This window comes from Bacteroidota bacterium (assembly GCA_023957335.1).
Lineage (GTDB): Bacteria > Bacteroidota > Bacteroidia > NS11-12g > UBA955 > JALOAG01.
The window spans coordinates 550,813-573,428 of record JAMLHC010000002.1 but is presented as its reverse complement, the minus strand read 5'-3'; the positions used below and the strand labels follow the sequence as shown (position 1 = coordinate 573,428).

Annotated in this window: 19 protein-coding genes; 6 read left to right on the top strand and 13 right to left on the bottom strand. The window is 38.1% G+C overall.

Annotation, left to right across the window (positions count from 1 at the left end; all coding sequences use genetic code 11):
* Positions 1-2 precede the first annotated feature (2 nt).
* From M9892_05960 to M9892_05930, 7 genes are all read right to left on the bottom strand, one after another.
* Entirely contained in the window at positions 3-782 is a 780-nt protein-coding gene (locus M9892_05960) for a hypothetical protein (GenBank protein MCO5253893.1), read from the bottom strand.
* Positions 757-2,154, bottom strand: a complete 1,398-nt coding sequence (gene murC / locus M9892_05955; protein MCO5253892.1) for a UDP-N-acetylmuramate--L-alanine ligase — start codon at positions 2,152-2,154, stop codon at positions 757-759. The genes M9892_05960 and murC overlap by 26 nt, the downstream gene beginning before the upstream one ends.
* 247 nt (positions 2,155-2,401) lie before the next feature.
* The gene (locus M9892_05950; protein ID MCO5253891.1) at positions 2,402-5,686 is read right to left on the bottom strand and encodes a T9SS type A sorting domain-containing protein; all 3,285 of its coding nucleotides are present in this window, start codon (positions 5,684-5,686) and stop codon (positions 2,402-2,404) included.
* Between the two features lie 243 nt (positions 5,687-5,929).
* Positions 5,930-7,156 carry a hypothetical protein gene (locus tag M9892_05945; GenBank protein ID MCO5253890.1) on the bottom strand — a complete coding sequence of 409 codons (1,227 nt, stop codon included), beginning with the start codon at positions 7,154-7,156 and terminating at the stop codon, positions 5,930-5,932.
* Between the two features lie 41 nt (positions 7,157-7,197).
* Complete coding sequence (locus tag M9892_05940; GenBank protein MCO5253889.1) at positions 7,198-9,252, bottom strand: T9SS type A sorting domain-containing protein; 2,055 nt, start codon at positions 9,250-9,252, stop codon at positions 7,198-7,200.
* A 64-nt stretch (positions 9,253-9,316) separates the two neighbouring features.
* The gene (locus M9892_05935) at positions 9,317-10,864 is read right to left on the bottom strand and encodes an outer membrane protein transport protein (GenBank protein MCO5253888.1); all 1,548 of its coding nucleotides are present in this window, start codon (positions 10,862-10,864) and stop codon (positions 9,317-9,319) included.
* A 34-nt stretch (positions 10,865-10,898) separates the two neighbouring features.
* On the bottom strand, positions 10,899-11,948 hold the full coding sequence (locus tag M9892_05930; protein ID MCO5253887.1) for a hypothetical protein: 1,050 nt from the start codon (positions 11,946-11,948) through the stop codon (positions 10,899-10,901).
* Between the two features lie 91 nt (positions 11,949-12,039).
* Here M9892_05930 and proS point away from each other — a divergent pair, with 91 nt between their 5' ends.
* Positions 12,040-13,515: a proline--tRNA ligase gene (gene proS, locus M9892_05925; protein MCO5253886.1), complete on the top strand. Its 1,476-nt coding sequence runs from the start codon at positions 12,040-12,042 to the stop codon at positions 13,513-13,515.
* Here proS and M9892_05920 read toward each other — a convergent pair.
* Genes M9892_05920 through M9892_05905 form a run of 4 tightly spaced genes read right to left on the bottom strand, consistent with a single transcriptional unit; the run spans position 13,480 to position 15,971 of the window.
* Positions 13,480-13,974, bottom strand: a complete 495-nt coding sequence (locus tag M9892_05920) for a hypothetical protein (protein ID MCO5253885.1) — start codon at positions 13,972-13,974, stop codon at positions 13,480-13,482. The genes proS and M9892_05920 overlap by 36 nt on opposite strands.
* Before the next feature lie 9 nt (positions 13,975-13,983).
* On the bottom strand, positions 13,984-14,559 hold the full coding sequence (locus M9892_05915) for a hypothetical protein (protein MCO5253884.1): 576 nt from the start codon (positions 14,557-14,559) through the stop codon (positions 13,984-13,986).
* 38 nt (positions 14,560-14,597) lie between these two features.
* Positions 14,598-14,897, bottom strand: a complete 300-nt coding sequence (locus tag M9892_05910; GenBank protein ID MCO5253883.1) for a hypothetical protein — start codon at positions 14,895-14,897, stop codon at positions 14,598-14,600.
* Between the two features lie 27 nt (positions 14,898-14,924).
* A complete protein-coding gene (locus tag M9892_05905; GenBank protein ID MCO5253882.1) occupies positions 14,925-15,971 on the bottom strand; it encodes a tail fiber domain-containing protein in 1,047 nt (348 codons plus the stop codon).
* A gap of 194 nt (positions 15,972-16,165) precedes the next feature.
* On the opposite strand from M9892_05905, the gene M9892_05900 reads away from it, so the two are divergent.
* Positions 16,166-16,384, top strand: coding sequence for a hypothetical protein (locus M9892_05900; GenBank protein MCO5253881.1), 219 nt, complete (start codon positions 16,166-16,168; stop codon positions 16,382-16,384).
* A 26-nt stretch (positions 16,385-16,410) separates the two neighbouring features.
* Here the strand turns inward: M9892_05900 and M9892_05895 are convergent, their stop codons facing one another.
* Complete coding sequence (locus tag M9892_05895; protein MCO5253880.1) at positions 16,411-17,157, bottom strand: shikimate dehydrogenase; 747 nt, start codon at positions 17,155-17,157, stop codon at positions 16,411-16,413.
* Positions 17,142-17,786 (bottom strand): DedA family protein, encoded by a 645-nt coding sequence (locus tag M9892_05890; GenBank protein ID MCO5253879.1) that lies wholly within the window; start codon positions 17,784-17,786, stop codon positions 17,142-17,144. The genes M9892_05895 and M9892_05890 overlap by 16 nt, the downstream gene beginning before the upstream one ends.
* A 96-nt stretch (positions 17,787-17,882) precedes the next feature.
* On the opposite strand from M9892_05890, the gene M9892_05885 reads away from it, so the two are divergent.
* The 4 genes from M9892_05885 (at position 17,883) to M9892_05870 (ending at position 22,603) form a co-directional block, all read left to right on the top strand.
* On the top strand, positions 17,883-20,330 hold the full coding sequence (locus M9892_05885; protein MCO5253878.1) for a sodium-translocating pyrophosphatase: 2,448 nt from the start codon (positions 17,883-17,885) through the stop codon (positions 20,328-20,330).
* Between the two features lie 628 nt (positions 20,331-20,958).
* Positions 20,959-21,549 (top strand): TetR/AcrR family transcriptional regulator, encoded by a 591-nt coding sequence (locus M9892_05880; protein MCO5253877.1) that lies wholly within the window; start codon positions 20,959-20,961, stop codon positions 21,547-21,549.
* Positions 21,550-21,574: 25 nt separating this feature from the next.
* Complete coding sequence (locus tag M9892_05875; protein MCO5253876.1) at positions 21,575-22,030, top strand: hypothetical protein; 456 nt, start codon at positions 21,575-21,577, stop codon at positions 22,028-22,030.
* A gap of 12 nt (positions 22,031-22,042) precedes the next feature.
* The gene (locus tag M9892_05870; protein MCO5253875.1) at positions 22,043-22,603 is read left to right on the top strand and encodes a cytochrome b/b6 domain-containing protein; all 561 of its coding nucleotides are present in this window, start codon (positions 22,043-22,045) and stop codon (positions 22,601-22,603) included.
* Positions 22,604-22,616 lie beyond the last annotated feature (13 nt).

The following is a 22,616-nucleotide window of genomic DNA, read 5'->3' as shown; positions in this document are numbered from 1 at the left end:
TTTTATTTTCTTCTTTTTGCTACAACTTGACCTTCAAAACTCAAATCTATCACGCTGTAATCATCCCAATTTTTTTTACTAAGTGCCTGATTATAAAATAGTTTAAGCTTTTCAAATTTAATTTCAATATGCTCCGGTTTTCCAACAACAATGGTATGATTTCCCACTTGTGGAATCAATAAAAAGCCTTGATTTTTATCTACATAAGCCTGTTCAATTTGAGCTTTCCAGAATGGTTCGGAGTTTATATAGGTAAAAATGGCAAGTGCTCCCTGCAAAACTTCTGTGTGAACATGGTTTGAATCATTTGCTCCTTCACTTACATCACCGGTCAATACAGGCACTCTGACTGCGTAATTGGGAACGGTAGGAATCTTCAATCCATTTTTTTCTACATAATAACTTTCACCCTGTTGATTAATCACCCTGAATAAAGGTTCACGCTGTTTTACATCAATCACTAATTTGCCGTCATTTCCCATATACACATTAGCCTTTTCGACATAAGGGCTTGTACGCAAATTGGAGAGCATACGAAAGGTATTCAACTGTTGTATGCTTTTCCCTATCAAATCGTTGGAACTCACCGTATTTGAAGCAATGTCCAACACATGTTCATTTGTCAAAAAATAGGTTCCTTCACGAGGTTCAAGATCAATCACCACTTCAGTACAAACAACTTGTTTTTGTTTTACCGTTGCCCATACTGTTACGATGAGTAGTAACAGTAGCCCCGTTGCGGGTAGTATCCATTTTTTAAGCAGTGGCAAAAAGTTCTTCATACAATTTCTTTACTGGTATCGTAATTCGGTCAATATCGCCCGCACCCATAATCAAAAATAGCGCAGGCGGATTAGTTTTTATTCTCTGATAAATTTGTTCCGAGGTAAAAACACCGGCACAGTTATCAAGTTTGCCTGCAATGGCTTGGCTGGTTATTCCTTCAATAGGTTTTTCGCGTGCAGGATAGATATCCATCAACCAACATTCATCAAGCATATTCAAACTCTCTACAAATCCATCCAAAAAATCTCTTGTACGTGAGAATAAATGTGGCTGAAAAACTCCGGTTAGCTTATGGTTTGGGTATGTTTTTTTGACTGAATTGATAATCGCTTTTAGTTCTGTGGGGTGATGTGCATAGTCGTCAATTACAATGTGCGTGGGGGTTTCATACAGTTTTTCAAAACGTCTTTTCACACCCTTAAACCCTGCCATACTCTTGGCAGCAAGACTCACATCCAAACCTAAAGAGTCGATTACACCTAAGACAGCGGTAGCATTTTCGGCATTATGTTCTCCACCTACACCCAATACTACATGCAGTTGTGCAGACTTACTTTTCCAATCAAAAGCGAAATTGTCGTTTTGATACAATGGGTTGAAATATTGATAATCTGCCTCCTCATGCCTACCATAGGTTTTAGAAATAATTTTTGATGTAACCGGCAAATCCAAACCATATTTTTGAATCAACACACCTTGTTCTTCAATACATTTAACAAAATCTTCAAATCCTTTTCTGAAACCATCTGCGGCCCCGTAAATATCCAAGTGGTCTGCATCTGTGGATGTTATCACGGCAATATTTGGATGCAACTGCAAAAATGAATGGTCAAACTCATCCGCTTCAACAATCATGATAGGCTTAGGCAACAATTCTCGGTGGTTTTTGAAAGCAATATAATTGCTGCCAAAGTCAGCACTGATGCCGCCTAAGAAAGCCGTAAAATTGATTTGATAAGCGGAAAGTGCTTTGGTAACGAGCGTGGTTGTAGTGGTTTTGCCGTGTGTGCCGGCAATGGCAATTGTAAAGGTATGATGTGAAATCATGCCCAATACTTCTGCACGTTTGTACAATCGAATTCCATTAGATTTGAGAAAAACGATTTCACCAAAATCAGTTGGCAAAGCCGGAGTCCAGATACAAATGCTCTCTTGTGACAGGTTGACAAATTCGATTGGAATTTGTGTACTGTCATCCTGATAATGTATGGTCATCCCTTCGTTCTCCAACTCCATACACAAAGGTGAACGTACCTTGTCATAACCAAAGATAGCAATCCCTTGTTGGAGCAAATAGCGGGCTATGGCGCTCATACCAATCCCCCCAATACCTAAAAAATAGGCTCTTTTGATTACTCTTAAATCCATGCCAAGCTCCTTTAATTGGTGTGCAAAAGTAACCGAGAGAGTTTTTAAGGACTCAAACACTTATCCCCACAATGAGAACAGCCTTTTTGTTTTTGCTTTGATTGAGATATAAATCATACATTAATACTGCTTTAAACAACAAAAATTACTTTGTAATAATGCTCAAGAATAAATGTAGAGTTGATATAAAAAAGAAGGCTGTCCGAAAATTTCGGACAGCCTTCTTATTGTGAATAGATTTGGAAAACTACATTTTGATAACTTGCGTAACCACAGTATTGTTTATTCTAACAAAATAAACACCTATCGGTTTAGATTCAAGATTAATAACGGCATTATTTCCTGAAAAATTAGCTTTATAAACTAATTGACCAAAAGCAGAATAAACCTCAATCACACCATTATCATAATTGTTCGAAGTGTTAATTGTTACTTCACCTGTTGTTGGATTAGGGAAAATTGTAGTTTGATGAGTAAGCGCATTTTGTTGTACACTTAATGTTCCTACGGAAACACAATTTGACACAATGCTACATCCTTCTTTTGAAGTTACTTTCACTGCATAATTACCTATTTGGGTAGCTTGGTAAAAATAATTGGTTGCACCATCAATCGGTGTATTCCCCTTGTCACAATCCAACCATTGGTAAGAATAGTTACCTGCTGTATTTGCAGTAAGCATAGCACCTTCTTGGGTTATGCTTACCACTATCGGGTTAATGGTAACAACTTGGGTTTGGGTTGTAATGTTGCCATTGCCATCATCAAACGACCAGGTTACTACTGTAGTTCCGGCAGCTGTAATCGGAAATTGTGTAGTTGTTGTACCGGTAATAGTTCCTGCACAATTATCTTTTGCTGTAGGTACCGGCAAAGATTTTACTTCACATTCAGTTACAATGCTATTTAATTTAGGGTTGTTCAGAGTTGGAGCGGTTTTATCCTGAATAATGACTTTTTGGGTTTGTGTAGATATATTACCATTGCCATCATCAAATGACCAGGTTACAACAGTAGTTCCTTGTGCTGTAATCGGGAAGGTAGTATTGGTAGTTCCATTAATATATTTTGCACAATTATCTATAGCTACAGGCACTTCCAAACTCGATACAGCACATTCTGCCAACACATCATCTAAGTTATTAAGTAATGGAACGGGTGCAGTTTTATCTTTTACAATAACATTCTGTTTTTGAGTTATAATATTTCCATTCCCATCATTAAACGTCCATGTAACAATGGTTGTTCCTTGAGCTGTGATAGGGAATCCAACGTCTGCAACACCATAAATTGTTCCGGCACAATTATCACTTGCTGTCGGGGTAGGCAGACTTTTTACTTGACATTCTGCATGAAAATCAGCAAGAGATGGTACATCAAGTACCGGAGCGGTGTTGTCTTTAATAATTACCTCTTGTGTTTGAGTTGATGTATTTCCATTTCCATCGTCATAAGTCCAAGTAATAATTTTAGTTCCTTGCGCTGTTAAAGGAAACTGAACGTTAGAAGTTCCAATAATTTTACCTTCACAATTATCAGTGGCAGTAGGAGGAGTTATTGACTTTACTTCACATTCTGCATTGATAGTTGAAAGTTTTGCAATGTCTGCAATGGGTGCAATCGTATCTGAAATAATTACGTATTGAGCTTGGGTAGAAATATTTCCGCGACCATCATCATAAGTCCATGTTACCAAATTTGCTCCTTGGGCTGTAATAGGGAAAGTAGTCGTAGTAGTTCCAACTATAGGTCCATTGCATTTGTCAGTAGCCGTTGGTGCAGGAATTGAGCTTACTTGACATTGTGCGGTAATAGCATCCAACTCCTTAACGTCAGGTTGGGGTGCACTAATATCTTTGATAATAATCGTTTGTTCTTGGGTTGTTTTGCCTCCATTATTATCATCATAAGTCCACGTAACTTTTACTGTTCCTTGAGAAGTTAATGGGAGAGTAACATTGTGTGTTCCTTTTATTACACCATAACAGTTTGAGGTTGCTGTGGGTTCTGTAAGCGAAGTAACTTCACACTCTGCTACTACATCAGGCAGTTTTACTACGTTTGGTTTGGGTGCACTAAGGCTGGTAACATTAACCTTTTGGTCTTGTGTTATTTTTTTTCCGTTACCGTCATCATAAGTCCAAGTAACAATTACAGGTCCTTGGGCAGTAAAAGGGAGTTTTGCATTATGTGTTCCTTTAATTGAACCATAACAGTTAGAAGTAGCTGTAGGTGCAAGCAAAGATGCTGTTCCACAATCTACGTCTATGTTATCTAATGTGATTTTATCAGGAACAATGTCGCAATCACCATTAATATATAGTTTGGCAACTGCTCCTGAACTACCACCCCCGATTAAAGCTACATCCAATTTTTTATCTCCGTTAATATCACCAAAGGCAACATCACTTTCTGCAACAGCTTCAAAAGGAGTTTTCAATAATGAAAAACCGCCTTTACCATCGTTGATATATAGTTCTGTGATAACTGACATTGTTGATTTTCCGCTTATGATAACATCTAAATCACCATCTAAGTCAATATCAATAAATTTGGCGAATCCAACTGCAACACCATTAAATTTAGTCTTTGCTTGCGAAAAACCGCCTTTACCATCATTTTCAAAAATTTGTGTAACAATGGAACCGGTACTGTTATCTAATCCTGCGATTAAAATATCAAGATACTTATCTCCATTATAGTCTCCAAAATCAACTTTACAATAGTCTAATACGGGCAAAGATGATTTTAGTAATGTAGTAGATAAAACAGGGGACTTAAACCCATCATTAGAATACAAATTAACTACACTTTGTTTTCCATCGTTACCTGCGATTAAAATGTCCAAATCACCATCACCGTCAATATCTGCAAAAGCTACGGAACTATTTTTAACTGCTTGTATAGATTGTTTTACTTGGCTAAATCCGCCTTTGCCATCCCCCATGTATAAATCTGTAACGGGATTGCTACCATCGGTACCGGTAAACAGAACATCTAAATTCTTATCCCCATCTAAATCTCCCAAGGTAATTGTTCCTTCGCGCAGTCCCGGAAAAGAAGTTTTGGCTAATCCATATCCTCCTTTGCCATCACTAAGATATAGTTGATTTACTGGGTTTTTCCCTAATGGTGTTTGTCCCATAATAAAAATATCCGGGTATTTATCTCCGTTAACGTCTGCAATGGCTACTGCACTTTGTGAAAACGCTGTTAATGATAGTTTTACGAGAGAATAACCACCTTTGCCATCATTTTCATAAAGCTCAGACAAAGCCTTTCCGGAACCATTTCCAGTGATTAAAATGTCTAAGTCTCCATCTAAGTCGAAATCCAACATAGTAACTGCCCCTTGCGTAACACCATTAAAGGGGTTTTTTATTTCAATAAAATTTAATGTTTGTGCTGTCGATGTTTGAGCTACAAAGAAGACAACTGCTAATAGAATCAGACTCTTTTGCGTATGATTCAATACTTTTGAAAGCAAGTAATAAACAGCTTGCTTGTGTTTGGTTTGTGTTATTGATTTCATTTTATTTATTTTATTTATTATTTAGGGGCAAAGGTAGCCCTAATGAATCAGGTACTCACTGATACTTTATTGGGTTTAGTCCATTATTAGAGTTGATACGTCAACTCACATCAAGAGATAGGGAAATATCAAAAGCATGCACGTTTAATATTCTTTTACAGAGTTATATCAATAACACATCTGTACAATGTAAATTTTGCTTCTTTCATGAGTTCAAAAGCAAGATTTCAGATTAATTATTATTTAATTAAAACTAAAAAACCAAATACCCCAAGAAGGGTTTTCTGTTTTCGATTTTTCTTGTAGAGAATTTTGATATTCCATATAAGTGGTGGTGCTATTTATTTCCACCGGCAATTCTGCTCGGATTTGAATTATTCCTTTTGAATAGTAATTGTAGTCTGAGTCAATATCTAAAAGAACATGAGTTTCTTTTAGATGAACATCACTTTGTATTTTATTGGGATATTCTAATATAGAGCCTTTTTTGAGTTTGAGATTTCCTTTGTCAAACGAAAGTATATCTATATAGCTATCTCGTTCTGAATCTTCATTTTGGAAATAGCGAACAAGCAAGTTGTTATTATCTAAAAAATCAATTCCTGATATCCTCGACACACTATTATTTACTTCCTCAAGCAAAGTGAAAGAAATATTATTATCATTACTCACTATCTCCTTTTTTTCATGCGAAGGAGCTACCCAATTTTCTTTGTTTAGTGTAAAAGTATTCAGCGTTTTGAAATCTTTATCAATCAATAAAATATTATATCCATCAAAAAGAGGAACAGCAAAAGTTTGTCCATTGAAAGTCATTAATTTATTTTGATTGCATTGTGTAAATTCAGGAAAAGGAATATTAAAAGCAATTGAATCCAACAAATCCCCATCTTTGGAATACTTTGCTATTAAACCCTGATTCTGAATATTTTTATAATTATAATATCTACCCAAATATAAGAAATCTTTATCCGCAAAAACATAGTTAAACCTTGAAACTTTCATACTATAAACAAGTTTGCCATCAGTCAGTGACAATTTTAACATTCTGTCGTTTGTCGTCAAAACAAAGGCTTCTCCACTTTCATAATCCACATGAAAATCAAAAATATAAGGCACATTATTTTTCCTTGATAGTTTAATTTCATAAGACTTTCTTGAAAGATTATCTGTGCTCAAATCGTAGTCTTCAAACTGTAGTTTGCCTTTATGAATAAAAGCCACAAATAAATGATTATCTATAACCTTTGAAAACACACTACTTTTTGAATTTAGTGGCATCTTCACATTAAAAGGAATATTTTCAGCATATATAACAGTGTCCAACTTCGCATAAGACTGAGCAGAACAAAGTTGAACACTAAAAAGTAAAGTAACTATGCTTAATAATAACTTTTTCATCACTTCTTGAGAATACCCCTTTAAAGTTCGGACAATTCTTATGTTTTCACCTATTTTTAGCATATCCATAAATGCAAATATAACTCATTTAAACATACTTCATACTCCTCCTATCTTAACTTAATCCATCTGATTATCCGCACCTTTTCTCCGGCTTGCATGCGCAGAAAATAAACGCCTGAAGGGAGATGAGCAAAGTTTGCCGTGTTGTTTTGTTGGTCTATTGTGAAAGTTGCAAGTTCTTTACCTTGTACATTGGTCATAGTTACAGCGATTGGGGTATTGACATTTCCCAAGCTAAAATTTATCTCTCCGTTTGAAGGGTTAGGAAATAGGTTCACATTCGCAAGGACATCTGTCTGCTTCACAGATACCAGCACCCCTGTTCCATCCACATCATTTGCTACCACTCGTCTTCCTTGACTCTCATTGTAATAAGTACCGCTGGGAGTAGTTTCCATTTTGACTGTTCTAACCATATAATAATTATCTCCTCCAAGGGGATGGGCATCGACAAAAGTGGTTTCTGTTACTATGCCATAAGAGATGGGATAATAAGGTCCTTCTACTTTGCCGCTTCTATATACCTTATAGCCTTCTATGTCTTGTTCGGAAGAAGCGTTCCAAGTGAGTTTCACCTCTTTGTTGTTGTTAGTTGTAACAGCATTGAGATTACTGATAGGATAAACAGTATGAAGGCGCAAAGTAGGGTCACCAAGCAAACTTAGGTACATACCTTTTTGAAATACTCCGGGGTAAAAAGCCATGTTATTATTGGTCAACTGGTTTTGTTGAGTTTGTTTGATACTAAATCCTATGTTTTCTCCTAATGCCATCTGACAGAAATGATAGATTGGGCGCCCATCCCACACAGAGGTCAATGTGTAGCCCGGTCCGGCAATAGAGCCTTTCAAAAAATTGTTGTTGTTGTCCCAATCACCAAAATAAGAGCCAAAATAGTTTGAGAACACCGAATAAACTGTATCCTTAAATTCATTTACAGAACCTATGCCGCTCAGAGAGGTATATCCTGCGGTAGTAGTAACTCCTGACCATAAACACGGTGTGCTTTTTACCGTTGTGAAGAATACGTTTGAGATTTGTTTCATGCTGTCTTTTTCAAATGCCCCACGTTGAAAAAAGTGTAATCTACCGGGTGCTTCCGAACCTAAGAGTGCCAACCTGTCTTCGAAAATATACCTGCGAGGCACAACAAAATCCTTATTTCTATATGCATGGTCTTTGTCTAAGTATCTTTCTGTTCTGCCAATATAATCCAGTCCTACAGCATCCAGATTGGACATATCAATTCTACCTACTTGTAAATCTACATTGTCGGGGATAAAACTCTGGTCAAATTTTCCATCATCCGGTCTGTTTTTATTTGCTTCTCTTGTCCCACCAATATTTTCGGCATAATCCGTAAAAGCAGATTCGTTCATTATTCCATAGTACACATCTGCAACCCAAGCACCATTATGGTCCGGAACGTGTCCGTCAGGAGGAGAATTTACATCAAAGGAACCGAAATTTCCTGAATAAGGAACGGGTATATCTCCTAATAGAATCAAGGCTTTTGCATTTTGGGCATCTTGATTATACCAATTTCTGATTTTAGCTTTAATGCTTGGAACAGAATCACTGTTTGTTTTGTCTGTAACGGAGACAACCCACCCATCTTCGGTCAAGTCACTAACAAAACGGTCAACTTTGGCTGAAAGCTGATTTTGAATGGCTGTATCTACAACAAGCAACAACTTGCCTTTGAATGGTTCAATCCCTATTTTGATTCCGGCTGAAACCTCGCCCCACGCAAAAGTAACGGCAGAATTATTAACAGTAAATGTGGTTTGTTGTACAAACACATAATCATATTGAATCCCAACTAAAACATCTTCGTCAGTGTAGCTGTTAGCAGGTGCGGTAACAACGGCAATCGGGGTTTGAGAAAATGACGCTTCACTTTTTGTCTTGCGATAAATTTGGGTGGAAACTATAAAGCCCGTTGTGTCCCAAGTTACTTTAATCTTTGGCGGATTCTCTGTAACGGTAGCATGGGCAGGCACCGCTCTTTCTCTAATGCCACCCTGCCCAAAAGCGTTGGAACAAATAAAAATCAGAAAGAAAGTAAGCGAGCTACTAACAAAAAGTAATTGTTTTTTCATACCTAAGTTCTATTATTGGAGGAACAAAGGTAGAAGTGTTTTTTTACGATACAATGTATTTTTTTTAATCGGGGTCGATATAGAAAATCAATGAGGCAGTCATTGCAAAATTGCCGAATTTTCTCACCACATTGGAAGATGGATAAGGCTCTGCGGACATATAAGGAACGTATTGGTCACGATAGCGAGATTGCATAAACCCTAAATCAAATCCATAGGTTTTCTTAATAATTCCGAAACCGGCAGAAAAACTCCATTCAGAATAATCATTTTTAAGTTCTGAGATTTCCGGTCTATAAGGACTTTCATAATGGGCAACACCGGCTCTGAGTCTTATATCTTTGCCTGCCAAGACCTCTGCCCCGAATCTAATATTATAGGTAGATCTGAAATCGGATTTGATAAAGGTGTTTTCATTTAAGTAATTGTCAAATTCTGACCCCATACTGATGCTGGCATAGTTCACCCTTTCTACATCGAGCGAAATGAACCCAAAATTTCCCGTAACATAAGATGCACTATAGTTCATACGGGACGGGGTTCTCACATAATAAGAAAAAGGATATTTGTCATCATCTTCATTCGCAATAGTGCTCGTGTTTATTTCAGGGTCTCTTTGCACATTAATCAAGGTAGGAGGTGCTCCCGAAAATGAAGGATCAAAAGTGGAGGTCATCTCATAATAATACTTGTCTGTTATGGAAATTTTCTCGGGCGATTGAAAACTAAAACCCAATCTGAAAGACTCCACAGGTCTGAATATAAAACCGGCTTTGATGCCATATCCGCTTCCATCTGATTTAATGTTCTGCACAAAGGTCAGATTTTTAAATCCTTCATCAAAGTAGTTGTTATCTTCTCTGAAAGTATTCACCTCAGTCTTTTTTAATTTGCTGTAATGCAGGCTTATCCCTCCATACAGAACATTTCCATAATTAAAACTTCCTCCAAAATTCCAATCATACATACCTCCTCTGGTTTCAATTATTCCGGTTTGACCGGAGCTTCTTTTATCTGCCATCCTAATTCCCCATTTACCCGGTATAGAATCATTGGGGTCCAATAAATATGTTTGATATGCCACCCAAGCGAGTGAACCCAATTCATTTACTGACTTTATCCCTTGTGCCCTCTCCCAAATCATGTCCATAAACGAACTTTGATAATTTTTGCCTTGATAAAAAGTCTTGTTATAAAAGTTGTTATATCGGTTTACCTGAAAAGCAAAGTTATAACTTACCAGTTCATCGTCCTTTTCTTTTCCTTTTTCATGCAACAATTTGGTATAAACATAGGAAACATTGGGCAAGGTAAGTCCAAACAGATTATCAGACATAAAATAGCCTAAATACTCAGATTTTGTGTTTGGGTTGAGCAAACCCATCGAAATATTAAATTCATTTTTGCGATAGAACCCTAAGCCGGCAGGGTTGATTGCATAAGAACCCATATCTGCACCCACCGAACCCAAAGCGCCTGATGTTGCAAGCGCCAAACCGGTTCCAAAAGGTCTTGATTTGGAATAGTTTAGAGCATCTAATTCATTTTGAGCATATAAGATTCCTGTCACAGACAAGAAACTAATCAACAATCCTGTCTTAATTACTTTCATTCTTAAATCCAATCAATATTATCCTAATTTCAAATTATCTTCTTCCGCCTCTTGAACCTCCACTTGAAGAAGACCCGCTATTACTTGAGCTACCGGAAGAACCACTACTGCTACCTCCATAATTACTTGAACTTCGGGGTGCATTGTAAGATGGGGTGGAGCCGGAATTTCCTGAACTCGGCTGATTGCTAGTTCTAGATGGAGTATTGTAACTCGGTGTTTGACCTGAACTGGGTTGATTGCTAGTTCTAGAAGGGGTATTATAAACCGGTGTTTGACCGGAACTACCGGAGTTTGAACTTCTGGAATTGGGATCATAACCGGAATTTGAACCGGAATTATTCGGTGTGCCGTAAGAGGGCGTGCTTCTATTCCTGTTTATGGGTGATTGATTTGTGCCATAATCCTCTCTTTTTGTCTGAGGGTTAGGATTGGAAACTGTTGTGCCACCTTTACCCCATGAACCGTAAGAACTTCCATGCATATATCCATTCGTATATCCTGCGGAATAAGGGTCTCCGTAATAACCGTAAGAATAGGGATTGTACATATAATAGGGGTTATACATAGCATAAGGATTGTATCCGTAGCCCATGCCATAATAAAAAGGATTATTATAGCCCATACCATATCCCATACCCATTGAACCATATCCTGTCCAAAAACTCGATCCGGCACTGTACGGATTGTACATCATACCTAATCCGGGAGTGTATGCGCCATAATAACCTACCCCAAATCTGTTAAAGTATCCACCATAATTCATGCGTGAATCATTGCCATAATAATTATTAACGGTGGTATTGCCGTTATAGTTATTGTTGGTATTGCCTTGCGGGTTATAATTTGATTGATTTTGTAGTGACTTATCTGAATTATTGTCAGAAACATTATTAGTTTGATATTCTTCTTGTTCTTGTTTCTTTTTCTTATCATCCAAGAGCGCTTGTTTGTGAGCAGCAGAAGGCGAATAGTACATGTCATCATATTGAGACAACGCTTTGTTTGACAATCCGCATGAACCCAATGTCAGAGCCAAAGATGAAACAAATGCGAGCATAAGAAAAGCTGAAGTTTTTTTCATAATCTTAGTTTTTTGAGGGTGTTGCAGTTTGGTTAACTTTGCACCCGATTAATTACAACACAAAGTTACACAATAAAAGTGCCAAAAAGAAATGGGGTTCGAAAAAATTAAGCGAAGTGACGATTATTCAGCATGGTATAACAACCTTGTAAAAGACGCTGACATGGCAGAACATTCTGCAGTCAAGGGCTGTATGGTGATTAAACCTTATGGCTATTCAATATGGGAAAGGATGCAACAAAAGCTCGACAAAATGTTCAAAGACACAGGACATGTGAATGCTTATTTTCCGCTCCTGATTCCAAAATCATTTCTTTCCAAAGAGGCTGACCATGTAGAAGGTTTTGCTAAAGAATGTGCGGTGGTAACACATTACCGACTAAAAAATGATGAAAACGGCAAGGGTGTAATAGTTGACCCTGAAGCTAAACTTGAAGAAGAACTTATCATCCGTCCCACTTCCGAAACTGTTATCTGGAATACTTATCGTGACTGGATTCAATCATACAGAGACTTACCTTTATTGATTAATCAATGGGCAAATGTTATGCGTTGGGAAATGCGCACACGCCTATTTTTGAGAACCTCCGAATTTCTGTGGCAGGAAGGACACACCGCACATGCAAGCCAAGAAGAAGCCGAAGAAGAAGCCAAACGTATGTTGGAAGTGTATGCTGATTTTGCAGAGAATTTCTTGGGCGTACCGGTTATCAGAGGCGTTAAAACCGCCAATGAGCGCTTTGCCGGAGCCATTGACACCTATTGCATAGAAGGACTCATGCAGGACGGGAAAGCACTCCAGATGGGAACTTCGCATTTCTTAGGTCAAAACTTTGCCAAAGCATTTGACGTAAAATTTCAGAGCAAAGAAGGCAAATTGGATTATGTGTGGGCAAGCTCTTGGGGCGTATCAACCAGACTGATTGGCGCACTCATCATGGCACACAGCGATGACGAGGGCTTGGTTTTGCCTCCTAATGTTGCACCCATACAGGTGGTGTTAGTGCCAATATACAAAACAGACGAAGAAAGAAAAATGATTGTGAGCCGCCTGAATATACTAAAATCCACCTTGGATAAGGCAGACATTCGCTGCAAAGTGGATGACCGCGATACGTTCAAACCCGGATACAAATTTGCAGAATGGGAACACAAAGGAGTGCCGCTTCGTGTGGCAATGGGTCCGCGTGATATGGAAAATCACACTGCAGAACTTGCACGCAGAGATATCAAACAAAAAGAAACTGTTTCGCAAGACGGCTTGGAGGACACAATCAAAAAACTTTTATCCGAAATACAACAAAGTCTTTTCAATATTGCCAAAGATTACAGAGATGCTCATATCCATGTTGTGGACACTTGGGAAGAATTTGAAAAAGCTTTGGATGAAAATCCCGGTTTTGTTTCTGCACACTGGGACGGAACTACTGCAACTGAACTTGCAATCAAAGAAAAAACCAAAGCAACTATCCGTTGCATCCCCTTGAACAATCCGAACGAAGTTGGTAAGTGCATATTAACCGGACAACCTTCAACACAAAGGGTATTGTTTGCCCGTGCGTATTGATAATCTGATATAAACCGGCATCATACCAAAAAAGCGCATTAGCCCTCTGTGTTTGTTGTAGTAACACAAGTAAATCATGGATTTGGCAGTGCTTCTTTGGGTGGTGTTGTCCGCCAGATAGCCGTTGTCAAACTTGAGCAGCTCCCACCCGTCTTCGGGGTAGAAGTCGCTGCCCGTTTGCCCCGCATGAGCACCTATAATAGGCTGCGAACCGACAGCCCAAAAGGGGCTGTTAAGATTCCCTGTGATGTTACCGCCTGCGTAGAAATAAAAAGCATTTATCTGACTGTTGAACCAATAGAATTGATTTATCTTGTTGGCATCTTCGCAGTTTTGGGCATTGCTGCCCCTTGGGTCGGTGTTTATCCCTTTTACTTCGCAGTCCGTGCATTGGGCATGGAGATTTTCTGCTACTGATAGAGCGGAAAGCATTGCTATAATGGATACTATTCTTTTCATGTTGCTGTTTTAATTTTTCCTTCTTCCCGAAAATGTATATTCTTTGTATTGGTTTTGTTTGGTAACATACCTATACTCAATTTTGATGTAATCCTGCTCTCCCTCAACATGGTCTGTACGTATTTTGAACATATTTAAACCGTCATAAGGTTCAGTATTAGTCATATTATCATAAACGTACGTATATCCTCCGTCCGTCCACAAGTATTTAAAGCTCTTAAGTATGAGCGTTGGGTATGCCCTTAATATGATTGAGTCTTTATTATCCAAGTTTGGAAAATTTATAAATGCAGTTCTCGCAGAATAAGGCGAAACAATGCTATCAATAGAATATTGAACAATTTCTATCTCTCTTTCCTTGTTGTCGAAATCCGATATACCAACAAATTTTCCAAGTATGGGGTTGGGTCTTTTTGCACTCACAAATACAAGGTTTCTTGTGTGCTGCAAAACGGTGTCCTTCGGAGCTACGCACTTCTGCCACCCTGGTGTTTTTACTGTCAGGGTGATAGGAATGGGCTTATAGTAGTTAGGATTGTTTGGGTCTATATTGCCGGGGTTGTTTATATACTCCGAAAATAACATTTTTAACTCGCCTTCTGTAAATATTCGATCGTCTGTGCCTATCTTCCAAAAACATTAGTAGGAACATTGATTTTGGGGTGCAGCCTGATACCATGCAGCAATATCGTATCATAATCTTCAGGTTGCATTGCTTTAGGGTCTATATACCATCCGTTCCATTGTCTTATGGTAAAGTCTGCGGTTACAATCTTCCCATAGCATGGGTCGTAGTTCTCGCAGTTGATATTTGTCGGGTCTTGGCAGGGCTTCTTTTCGTCCTTGCAGCGGCATTGACTTAGGGAGAGCAACAGAGCGAGTAAGAGAGGCAGCAGAGAGTTGTATTTGTTGATAATTTTCATGGCATGGATTATTTGTTTAACCCAAAGTTAATCTAACACTATCAACTTGTGAGTATCGACTTCTTTTCCGTCCGCAATCAGCGTGTAATAATACATTCCTGCTGTCAGCTTGCTCTTGGGAAGTGTTGTATGTGTGCCGCTAATATGGTCTATTTTAAAAAGTTGTCTTCCGTTGAGGTCATACACTATCAGCAGGGCGTTTGTCGCTCCTTCCGCCAAAGTGTAGGACACCTTTATTTCCTGCTTTATGGATATGGGGTCGGTGGCTTGGAGGGCGGAGCCTGTCTGTTTGTTCTTTGCGCCAAAGAGTGTAGTGCCGAACGAGCCAATATCAGTAACTCCTCTTGTGAGAGCCATGATAGTCGCTTGCAAACCCGCTATCTGCTCATTCTGTTCCTGCATGGCTTTAATCAAATAGGGGATAAAGCCTGTATAATCAACTGCATAGACATCCTTGTCCTCTCTGTATCGCACCAAGTCAGGAAAATCCGTCAATATATCTTGTGCCATTATACCCGTGTGATTCTTACTTCTTTGTCTTGCAAATTCATTCACATCATCAGGCAGGTCTGGGTTGGCATTATATATATAGTCGTAGGTATAGGTTTTAATATTCAGAATTTTATCAATAACCGACATGAGCGGTTGAATATTCTCTTTTAATCTTCTGTCAGAGATTAGAAGTGTTTTGCCTCCATTGTGGTGATACAAATCGTGTCCGTGCACTTCTTTAAAGTAATAGTTATAATCCCCCAAATAGTAATAGTTACTCCATTGGGGGCGCATAATAGGATTCTGAGGTGTTGTGCCGTCATTATATCCTGTTGTGCCTGTCGGAGTTTTGATGTCAAAGTTCACCCCTGTCAAACCATTGATGAAATTCGGGGAGTTCATACGGTGATTGTGGGTGATATGCATTCTGCCGAATACATTAAACTCTAAGGTGGGTGTTGTAGCCCATATATCCCCCACGATTACATCTCCTTGATTGGGTACTGTTCCCACTCTTACTTGTCCAAAAGCGGTTGTGAATACCGCAAGGACTGATGCTAAAGTAACAATTCTTTTATTCATTGTGCTGTACATTTAAGGTTGTATTATTAATAAAAAACAAATTAAACGTATTTGCAACATAGAAACAACAAATAATTCTAAAATTAAGATTGAGAAACAGCTATTATTTGCATACAATGTATGAATAATATTACCCATTCAAAGTTTATTTTTTATGTATTACCAAAGATTACAGAGATGCTCATATCCATGTTGTGGATACTTGGGAAGAATTTGAAAAAGCATTAGATGAGAATCCCGGTTTTGTTTCTGCACACTGGGACGGAACTTCCGCAACCGAACTTGCAATCAAAGAAAAAAACAAAAGCAACTATCCGCTGCCCCCCCCCTTGAACAATCCGAAGGAAGCAGGTAAGTGTATATTAACCGGACAACCTTCGACACAAAGGGTTTTGTTTGGCCGTGCGTATTGATTGCCAAACAAATAGTGTGTCAAGTATCAAATTCCAAATATTTTTGCTGATTCTTCGGCTTGAATTTCCAGCATTTCATACCCGTTTTTTATGATTGCTCCACGCATCTTACATGCTTTCAGAAAAGAAGTATCATGTGGGTTATAAATTAAATCATAAACCAGGTGCTGCGGGGAACAATGTTCATAAGCTATGGGCAAAACCTTGTCAACATTAGGATACATACCCACCGGAGTTGTATTTATCCATAGCTTGAAAGTCTTCAACAAATTTGGGTTAAGTTCTGCATAGGAAATACTGTTTGTATCTGCGCGCCTACTAACAACTCGGGCTTCGATTGATAGCTCATTTAGCACATATAGAACAGCTTGTGCTGCCCCTCCTGAACCAAAAACTAATGCTTGGTTATGTTGAGCCTGTAAAAGAGGTATGAGGCTTTTGGCAAACCCTATTATATCTGTGTTATAACCCTTAGTCCTGACATTAGTTCCATCACGTAGAATTTTAATGCAATTAGCTGCTCCAATTGCCTGTACTTCGTGCGATAATTCATCCAAAAAAGGCAGCACTGTTTTTTTATAAGGAATCGTTACATTAAGCCCTTGCAAATCGGGGTTTTGCTTGATAAGCGCAGGCAAATCCTCTATCCTTTCAAGTGGAAAAAGACGGTATTTGAAATTCTTGATTTGGTTTTGAACAAAATGATTTTCAAACCAATTTGGAGAGAATGAATGAGAGAGTGGTAAGCCTATTAATCCTAACTCTTTTTCCATTTAGACTTAACAATCTCAATTAGGATTGGGAGTATTGAAACAAGAATAATTCCAAAAATCACCTTCTCAAAATTATGCTGCACCCATGCGTAATTGCCAAAGAAAAAGCCGGCTAAAGTGAGCGACAATATCCAAACTGCCCCACCCACAATATTATACGTTATAAACTTATTATAATGCATCTCGCCAATACCCGCTACAAAAGGTGCAAATGTGCGCACAATTGGCACAAAACGAGCTATAACAATTGTTTTGGCACCATGCTTATCATAAAATTGGTGTGTTTTCTCCATATATTGAGGCTTGATAAGCGGTTTACCTTTGAGCTTCCAATTCAGCACCTTCTGTCCTGCATATTTCCCTATCAAATAATTGACAGAGTCTCCCAAGACAGCTGCCGCAAACAGCAAAATCAGTAAAATCCAAATATTAAGAATATTATCTTGAGCTGCAAACAATCCTGCTGCAAACAAAAGTGAATCACCCGGCAAAAAAGGCATGATAACCAAACCGGTTTCAACAAAAATAATCAGGAATAAAATAGCGTAGATCCACACTCCATATTCGTTTATCATCGCCCCAAGATACTTGTCTAAGTGCAGAAAAAAATCTAAAATCTGGTGTAACATAAAAGAATGGCAAATCTATTCTTAAATTCTCAATTGACAGACAAGAAAAAAATGTATTTTCGCACCCTCAATTTTTAAAGCAAAATTTAAATAATTATGAACGATTTATTGATTTATTGTATTCCGTTTTTGGGTTTAATCGGCTTATTGGTGATGGCTATTAAATCTGCATGGATCAACAAACAAAATGCAGGAGATGAAAAGATGCAAGAATTGGCAGGTTATATTGCCAAAGGCGCCATGGCTTTCTTAAAAGCAGAATGGAAAGTACTTTCCTATTTTGTCATTATTGCAGCTATTTTATTAGCATGGAGCGGAACATTAGTAGAAACATCCAGCCCCGTTATTGCCATTTCATTTATAGTGGGTGCATTCTTATCCGCATTAGCAGGGTATATAGGCATGAACGTTGCGACCAAAGCCAATGTGCGCACAACAGAAGCGGCAAAATCCAGTCTTGCCAAGGCATTGAAGGTATCTTTTACAGGTGGCACAGTGATGGGACTTGGGGTTGCAGGCTTGGCTGTATTAGGAATGGGGTCAATATTTATTATTTTCTATAATATTTTTGTTATCAATACCGGAGGTGATGTGAATGGCATCGAAATGGAAAAAGCATTGGAAGTATTAGCCGGCTTTTCATTGGGTGCCGAGTCCATCGCTCTTTTTGCTCGTGTAGGCGGAGGAATATACACAAAAGCTGCTGACGTAGGTGCTGACCTTGTGGGAAAAGTGGAAGCCGGTATTCCTGAAGATGACGTAAGAAACCCCGCTACCATTGCTGATAACGTGGGAGACAACGTGGGAGATGTGGCCGGGATGGGCGCAGACCTTTTTGGCTCTTATGTGGCTACTATTCTTGCCACTATGGTTTTAGGACGTGAGATTGAATCTTTTGATAATTTCGGGGGTATTGCCCCAATCCTTTTGCCAATGGTAATCGCAGGTATGGGATTAATATTCTCTATAGTGGGAACATTCTTTGTCAAAGTTAAAAATGAGAATGACAGTGTACAAAAAGCATTGAATATTGGAAACTGGTCTGCGATTATCTTGACCGGTATCGCTTCTTTCTTTGCTGTCAAAATGTTATTGCCTGAAACTATGCAAATCAGAGGATATGAATTCAGTGCAATGGATGTATATTATTCTATTCTTTTAGGTTTGGTTGTCGGTGCATTGATGAGTATAGTGACTGAATATTATACCGCAATAGGTAAGCGTCCTGTTAATTCAATCATCAAACAATCAGCTACAGGACACGCAACCAATATTATCGGAGGGCTTTCTGTAGGTATGGAATCAACCGTTATTCCAATCATTGTGTTGGCTGCCGGTATATATGGTTCTTATGAATTCGCAGGATTATATGGCGTTGCTATTGCCGCTGCAGGAATGATGGCTACCACTGCCATGCAACTTGCAATTGATGCTTTCGGTCCCATTGCAGACAATGCGGGTGGTATTGCTGAAATGAACCAACTTCCGGAAGAAGTCAGAGGCAGAACAGACAATTTGGATGCTGTGGGTAATACTACTGCTGCAACCGGTAAAGGTTTTGCCATTGCTTCTGCAGCATTGACTTCGCTGGCATTATTCGCAGCATTTGTGGGTGTGGCGGGCATCGAAAGCATTGATATCTTTAAAGCAAAAGTGCTTGCCGGCTTGTTTGTTGGTGCGATGATTCCATTTATTTTCTCTTCATTGGCTATTGCTGCTGTGGGTCGCGCTGCCATGGATATGGTGAATGAAGTGCGTAGACAGTTTAAAGAAATCAAAGGTATAATGGAATATGAAGCTCGTCCTGAGTATGAGAAATGCGTTCAAATTTCTACCAAAGCATCCATCAGAGAAATGATTGCACCCGGTGCGATTGCGTTGATTACGCCCGTATTAGTTGGTTTTGCTTTTGGACCCGAAGTTTTAGGGGGGTTATTGGCAGGCGTTACTGTTTCCGGTGTGTTGATGGGTATTTTCCAAAACAATGCCGGTGGTGCGTGGGACAATGCCAAAAAATCTTTTGAAAAAGGAGTTGAAATCAATGGCGAGACTTTCTACAAAAAGTCTGAACCTCACAAAGCTTCTGTTACAGGTGATACAGTAGGTGACCCTTTCAAAGACACTTCAGGACCTTCTATGAACATCTTGATAAAACTTATGTCTATCGTGGCGCTGGTGATTGCACCTCATCTCAACAATGGAAATTCTGCTGAAATGATGGGGGGGGCTTGTTGCAAAGACAAAGGCAAAATGGAAATGTGTATGGATAAAGAAGGCGGACACAATATGGATTGCCATGACATGAAAAAAGACTGCTGCATGAAAGAAAAATGTGATTCTTGCAAATGCGAAGGCATGGAAAATTGTGAAAAAGGAAATTGCGAACACAATTGTGGCAATACCGGAATGGAAGGCAAATCTTGTTGCAAAAAAGATATGAAAATGGATGGCGACAAGGCTTGTTGTAAAAAGGATATGAAGAAAAAAGAGTGTTGCAAAGGCAAGAAGGAAACTACTTCTGCTGACACTTCTGCAACCGAATAATATTAAAACAACTCTTCTTAAAAAGCCATTTCAGTTTTGAAGTGGCTTTTTTTATTGTCATTAACTAACCTGAATGAACAAGGGCTTTGTGCAATAAAAACACAACACAATGGTTTATTAGCATGCTTAAATAGAATATGAACCCAAGATGCCATAGCTTTACGTGAAGTTTCACTCATAAAAATCAATTTTAGGTATAGCCAATGATACGATGACATTCTAAACATTGAACAAGCAACCTGAAATTTGAATTTCAAAGCATTGACAAAACATAATGTAACTGTAAAAAAGAATCGGATTCGTATTAACTATCCTTGCCTATATTTTCATATTCCCAACTGCATTTTTTTAAATTCAAATAAGTAAAGCGATTCACGAACATAGCTTAAAAATAATAAGATATGCGAGTAGTTTTATTGCCGACACACAAGCCAACCCTTCGCAAAATACAAAGTATTCACAAACACAAATAAAAAATATAGAGTTGTGCGTAAACCAAAAGAGTCGTTTTTTTGCCCACTCACAGAATGTGTAAACAGTAAATCAAAACTTTCTTTGAATTTTATTTGCCCAATTAAAAATTAGTTTTACCTTTGTGAGTGAATACTAACTAACATAAAACAAAAGTATGCAAGAATTCACAGACAGGCAAATTGAGATTATGGAAGCGGCAACCAACCGAATTTCTAAATATGGTATTCAGAATTTGACCATTAAAACATTGGCAGAAGATATCGGTTTGTCTGAACCTGCATTGTATAGGCACTTCAAAAGTAAAACTGAAATATTATTAAGCTTATTGGAATACTTCAAAACGGAAATGAAAAACCGTATTCAGTCTATTTCTTTCAAACCGACTGACACGACTGCTGATGAATTAAGAGCAATTTTTAATTCACAGCTACAAACTTTTACAAACAAACCTGCAATTGTGAGTGTCATTTTTGCAGAAAGTATTTTTCATTTTGATGAAAATTTGAGTAATAAAGTGGCTGAGATTATGGATATGATGCAGGAGTATGTAAAAACAAATATTGTAAAAGGGCAAGAAAAAGGACTATACAATAAATTGATTGGAGCTTCTACCTTGACCACCATAATTATTGGAGGAATGAGAATGACCGTGCTGAAATGGAAATTATCAGGACATAAATCAAATCTTGTTAAGGACGGAAAATCCGTTTTAGATGGAATGTTGAAAATGATTGAAAAAAGTTAAAAATTACGAATTATAAATTAGAAATATGAAGAAAATATTTGTCTTAGGAATGAGTGTTTTACTTTTGTGGAGTTGTAACAATACCACTGAAAAAGCAACGGAAAAGCAGGAAACAGAAACCCATGCAGAACATCAACACGATGAAAGTTCAGAAGCTATTGAACTCAACAATGGAGAAAAATGGTTGGTGAACGAAGAAATGAAGCCTTTTGTAATGAAAGGCGAAGAATTGGTAAATGCTTATATCCAGAATAATCAGGCAGATTATAAAGCATTAGCTCAACAGGTAAAAGACCAAAACAGCCAGCTCATAAAAAGCTGCACAATGGACGGAAAAAGCCACGATGAACTACATAAATGGCTGCACCCACATCTTGAAATTGTAAAAGCATTGGAAGATGAAAGAGATGCAACTAAAGCAAATGAAACCGTTTTGCAACTACAACATTCATATCAGCAATATCACCAGTATTTTAACTAAATAATAATTGAGATGAAATTCCAACAAAAATTTACCCTATTTCACAGACTGTTGCATTGGATAATGGCAATTGCAATGCCCATTTTATTCATTACAGGTTTTTTGAGAATGTATTGGATGAATAAAAACAATATTGTTGCTGTTATTGAAAGCAAAACATCGGCAATTCCAAAAGAACAAATGACAGACATTGCAAAGGAAATTAGAGAACCTATGTGGCAATGGCACGAAGTTTTTGCTCACGTAATGATTTTTGCATTTTTAGCACGGATTATTTATATGCTTGTAAAAGGTATTCGTTTTCCAAATCCCTTTAAAAGCAATCAACCGCTTAAAGAACGCTTACAGGGCTTTATTTATGTTTACTTCTATCTTTTTGTTTTTATTTCAGCCGTTACAGGTATTTGTATTGAAAAAGATTTGTTCTCTACTTACCACGAGCAAATTGAAGCCGTTCATAAATGGGGCATTTATTGGTTTCCCATTTTTATTCTACTGCATTTTGCCGGAATTGTTTTAGCTGAATTTTCAAGCAAAAAAGGAATTACTTCCAGAATGATTGGAGGAGATTAAATAGCTGAAAAAA

Coding starts and splice junctions, on each gene's coding strand:
- M9892_05930 (MCO5253887.1), bottom strand. CDS start 11,948: ATGAAAAAAACTTCAGCTTTTCTTATGCTCGCATTTGTTTCATCTTTG.
- M9892_05875 (MCO5253876.1), top strand. CDS start 21,575: ATGAAGAAAATATTTGTCTTAGGAATGAGTGTTTTACTTTTGTGGAGT.
- M9892_05880 (MCO5253877.1), top strand. CDS start 20,959: ATGCAAGAATTCACAGACAGGCAAATTGAGATTATGGAAGCGGCAACC.
- M9892_05945 (MCO5253890.1), bottom strand. CDS start 7,156: ATGGATATGCTAAAAATAGGTGAAAACATAAGAATTGTCCGAACTTTA.
- M9892_05950 (MCO5253891.1), bottom strand. CDS start 5,686: ATGAAATCAATAACACAAACCAAACACAAGCAAGCTGTTTATTACTTG.
- M9892_05960 (MCO5253893.1), bottom strand. CDS start 782: ATGAAGAACTTTTTGCCACTGCTTAAAAAATGGATACTACCCGCAACG.
- M9892_05885 (MCO5253878.1), top strand. CDS start 17,883: ATGAACGATTTATTGATTTATTGTATTCCGTTTTTGGGTTTAATCGGC.
- M9892_05870 (MCO5253875.1), top strand. CDS start 22,043: ATGAAATTCCAACAAAAATTTACCCTATTTCACAGACTGTTGCATTGG.
- M9892_05910 (MCO5253883.1), bottom strand. CDS start 14,897: ATGAAAATTATCAACAAATACAACTCTCTGCTGCCTCTCTTACTCGCT.
- M9892_05895 (MCO5253880.1), bottom strand. CDS start 17,157: ATGGAAAAAGAGTTAGGATTAATAGGCTTACCACTCTCTCATTCATTC.
- M9892_05905 (MCO5253882.1), bottom strand. CDS start 15,971: ATGAATAAAAGAATTGTTACTTTAGCATCAGTCCTTGCGGTATTCACA.
- murC (MCO5253892.1), bottom strand. CDS start 2,154: ATGGATTTAAGAGTAATCAAAAGAGCCTATTTTTTAGGTATTGGGGGG.
- M9892_05940 (MCO5253889.1), bottom strand. CDS start 9,252: ATGAAAAAACAATTACTTTTTGTTAGTAGCTCGCTTACTTTCTTTCTG.
- M9892_05920 (MCO5253885.1), bottom strand. CDS start 13,974: ATGAAAAGAATAGTATCCATTATAGCAATGCTTTCCGCTCTATCAGTA.
- M9892_05935 (MCO5253888.1), bottom strand. CDS start 10,864: ATGAAAGTAATTAAGACAGGATTGTTGATTAGTTTCTTGTCTGTGACA.
- M9892_05890 (MCO5253879.1), bottom strand. CDS start 17,786: ATGTTACACCAGATTTTAGATTTTTTTCTGCACTTAGACAAGTATCTT.
- proS (MCO5253886.1), top strand. CDS start 12,040: ATGGGGTTCGAAAAAATTAAGCGAAGTGACGATTATTCAGCATGGTAT.
- M9892_05915 (MCO5253884.1), bottom strand. CDS start 14,559: ATGTTATTTTCGGAGTATATAAACAACCCCGGCAATATAGACCCAAAC.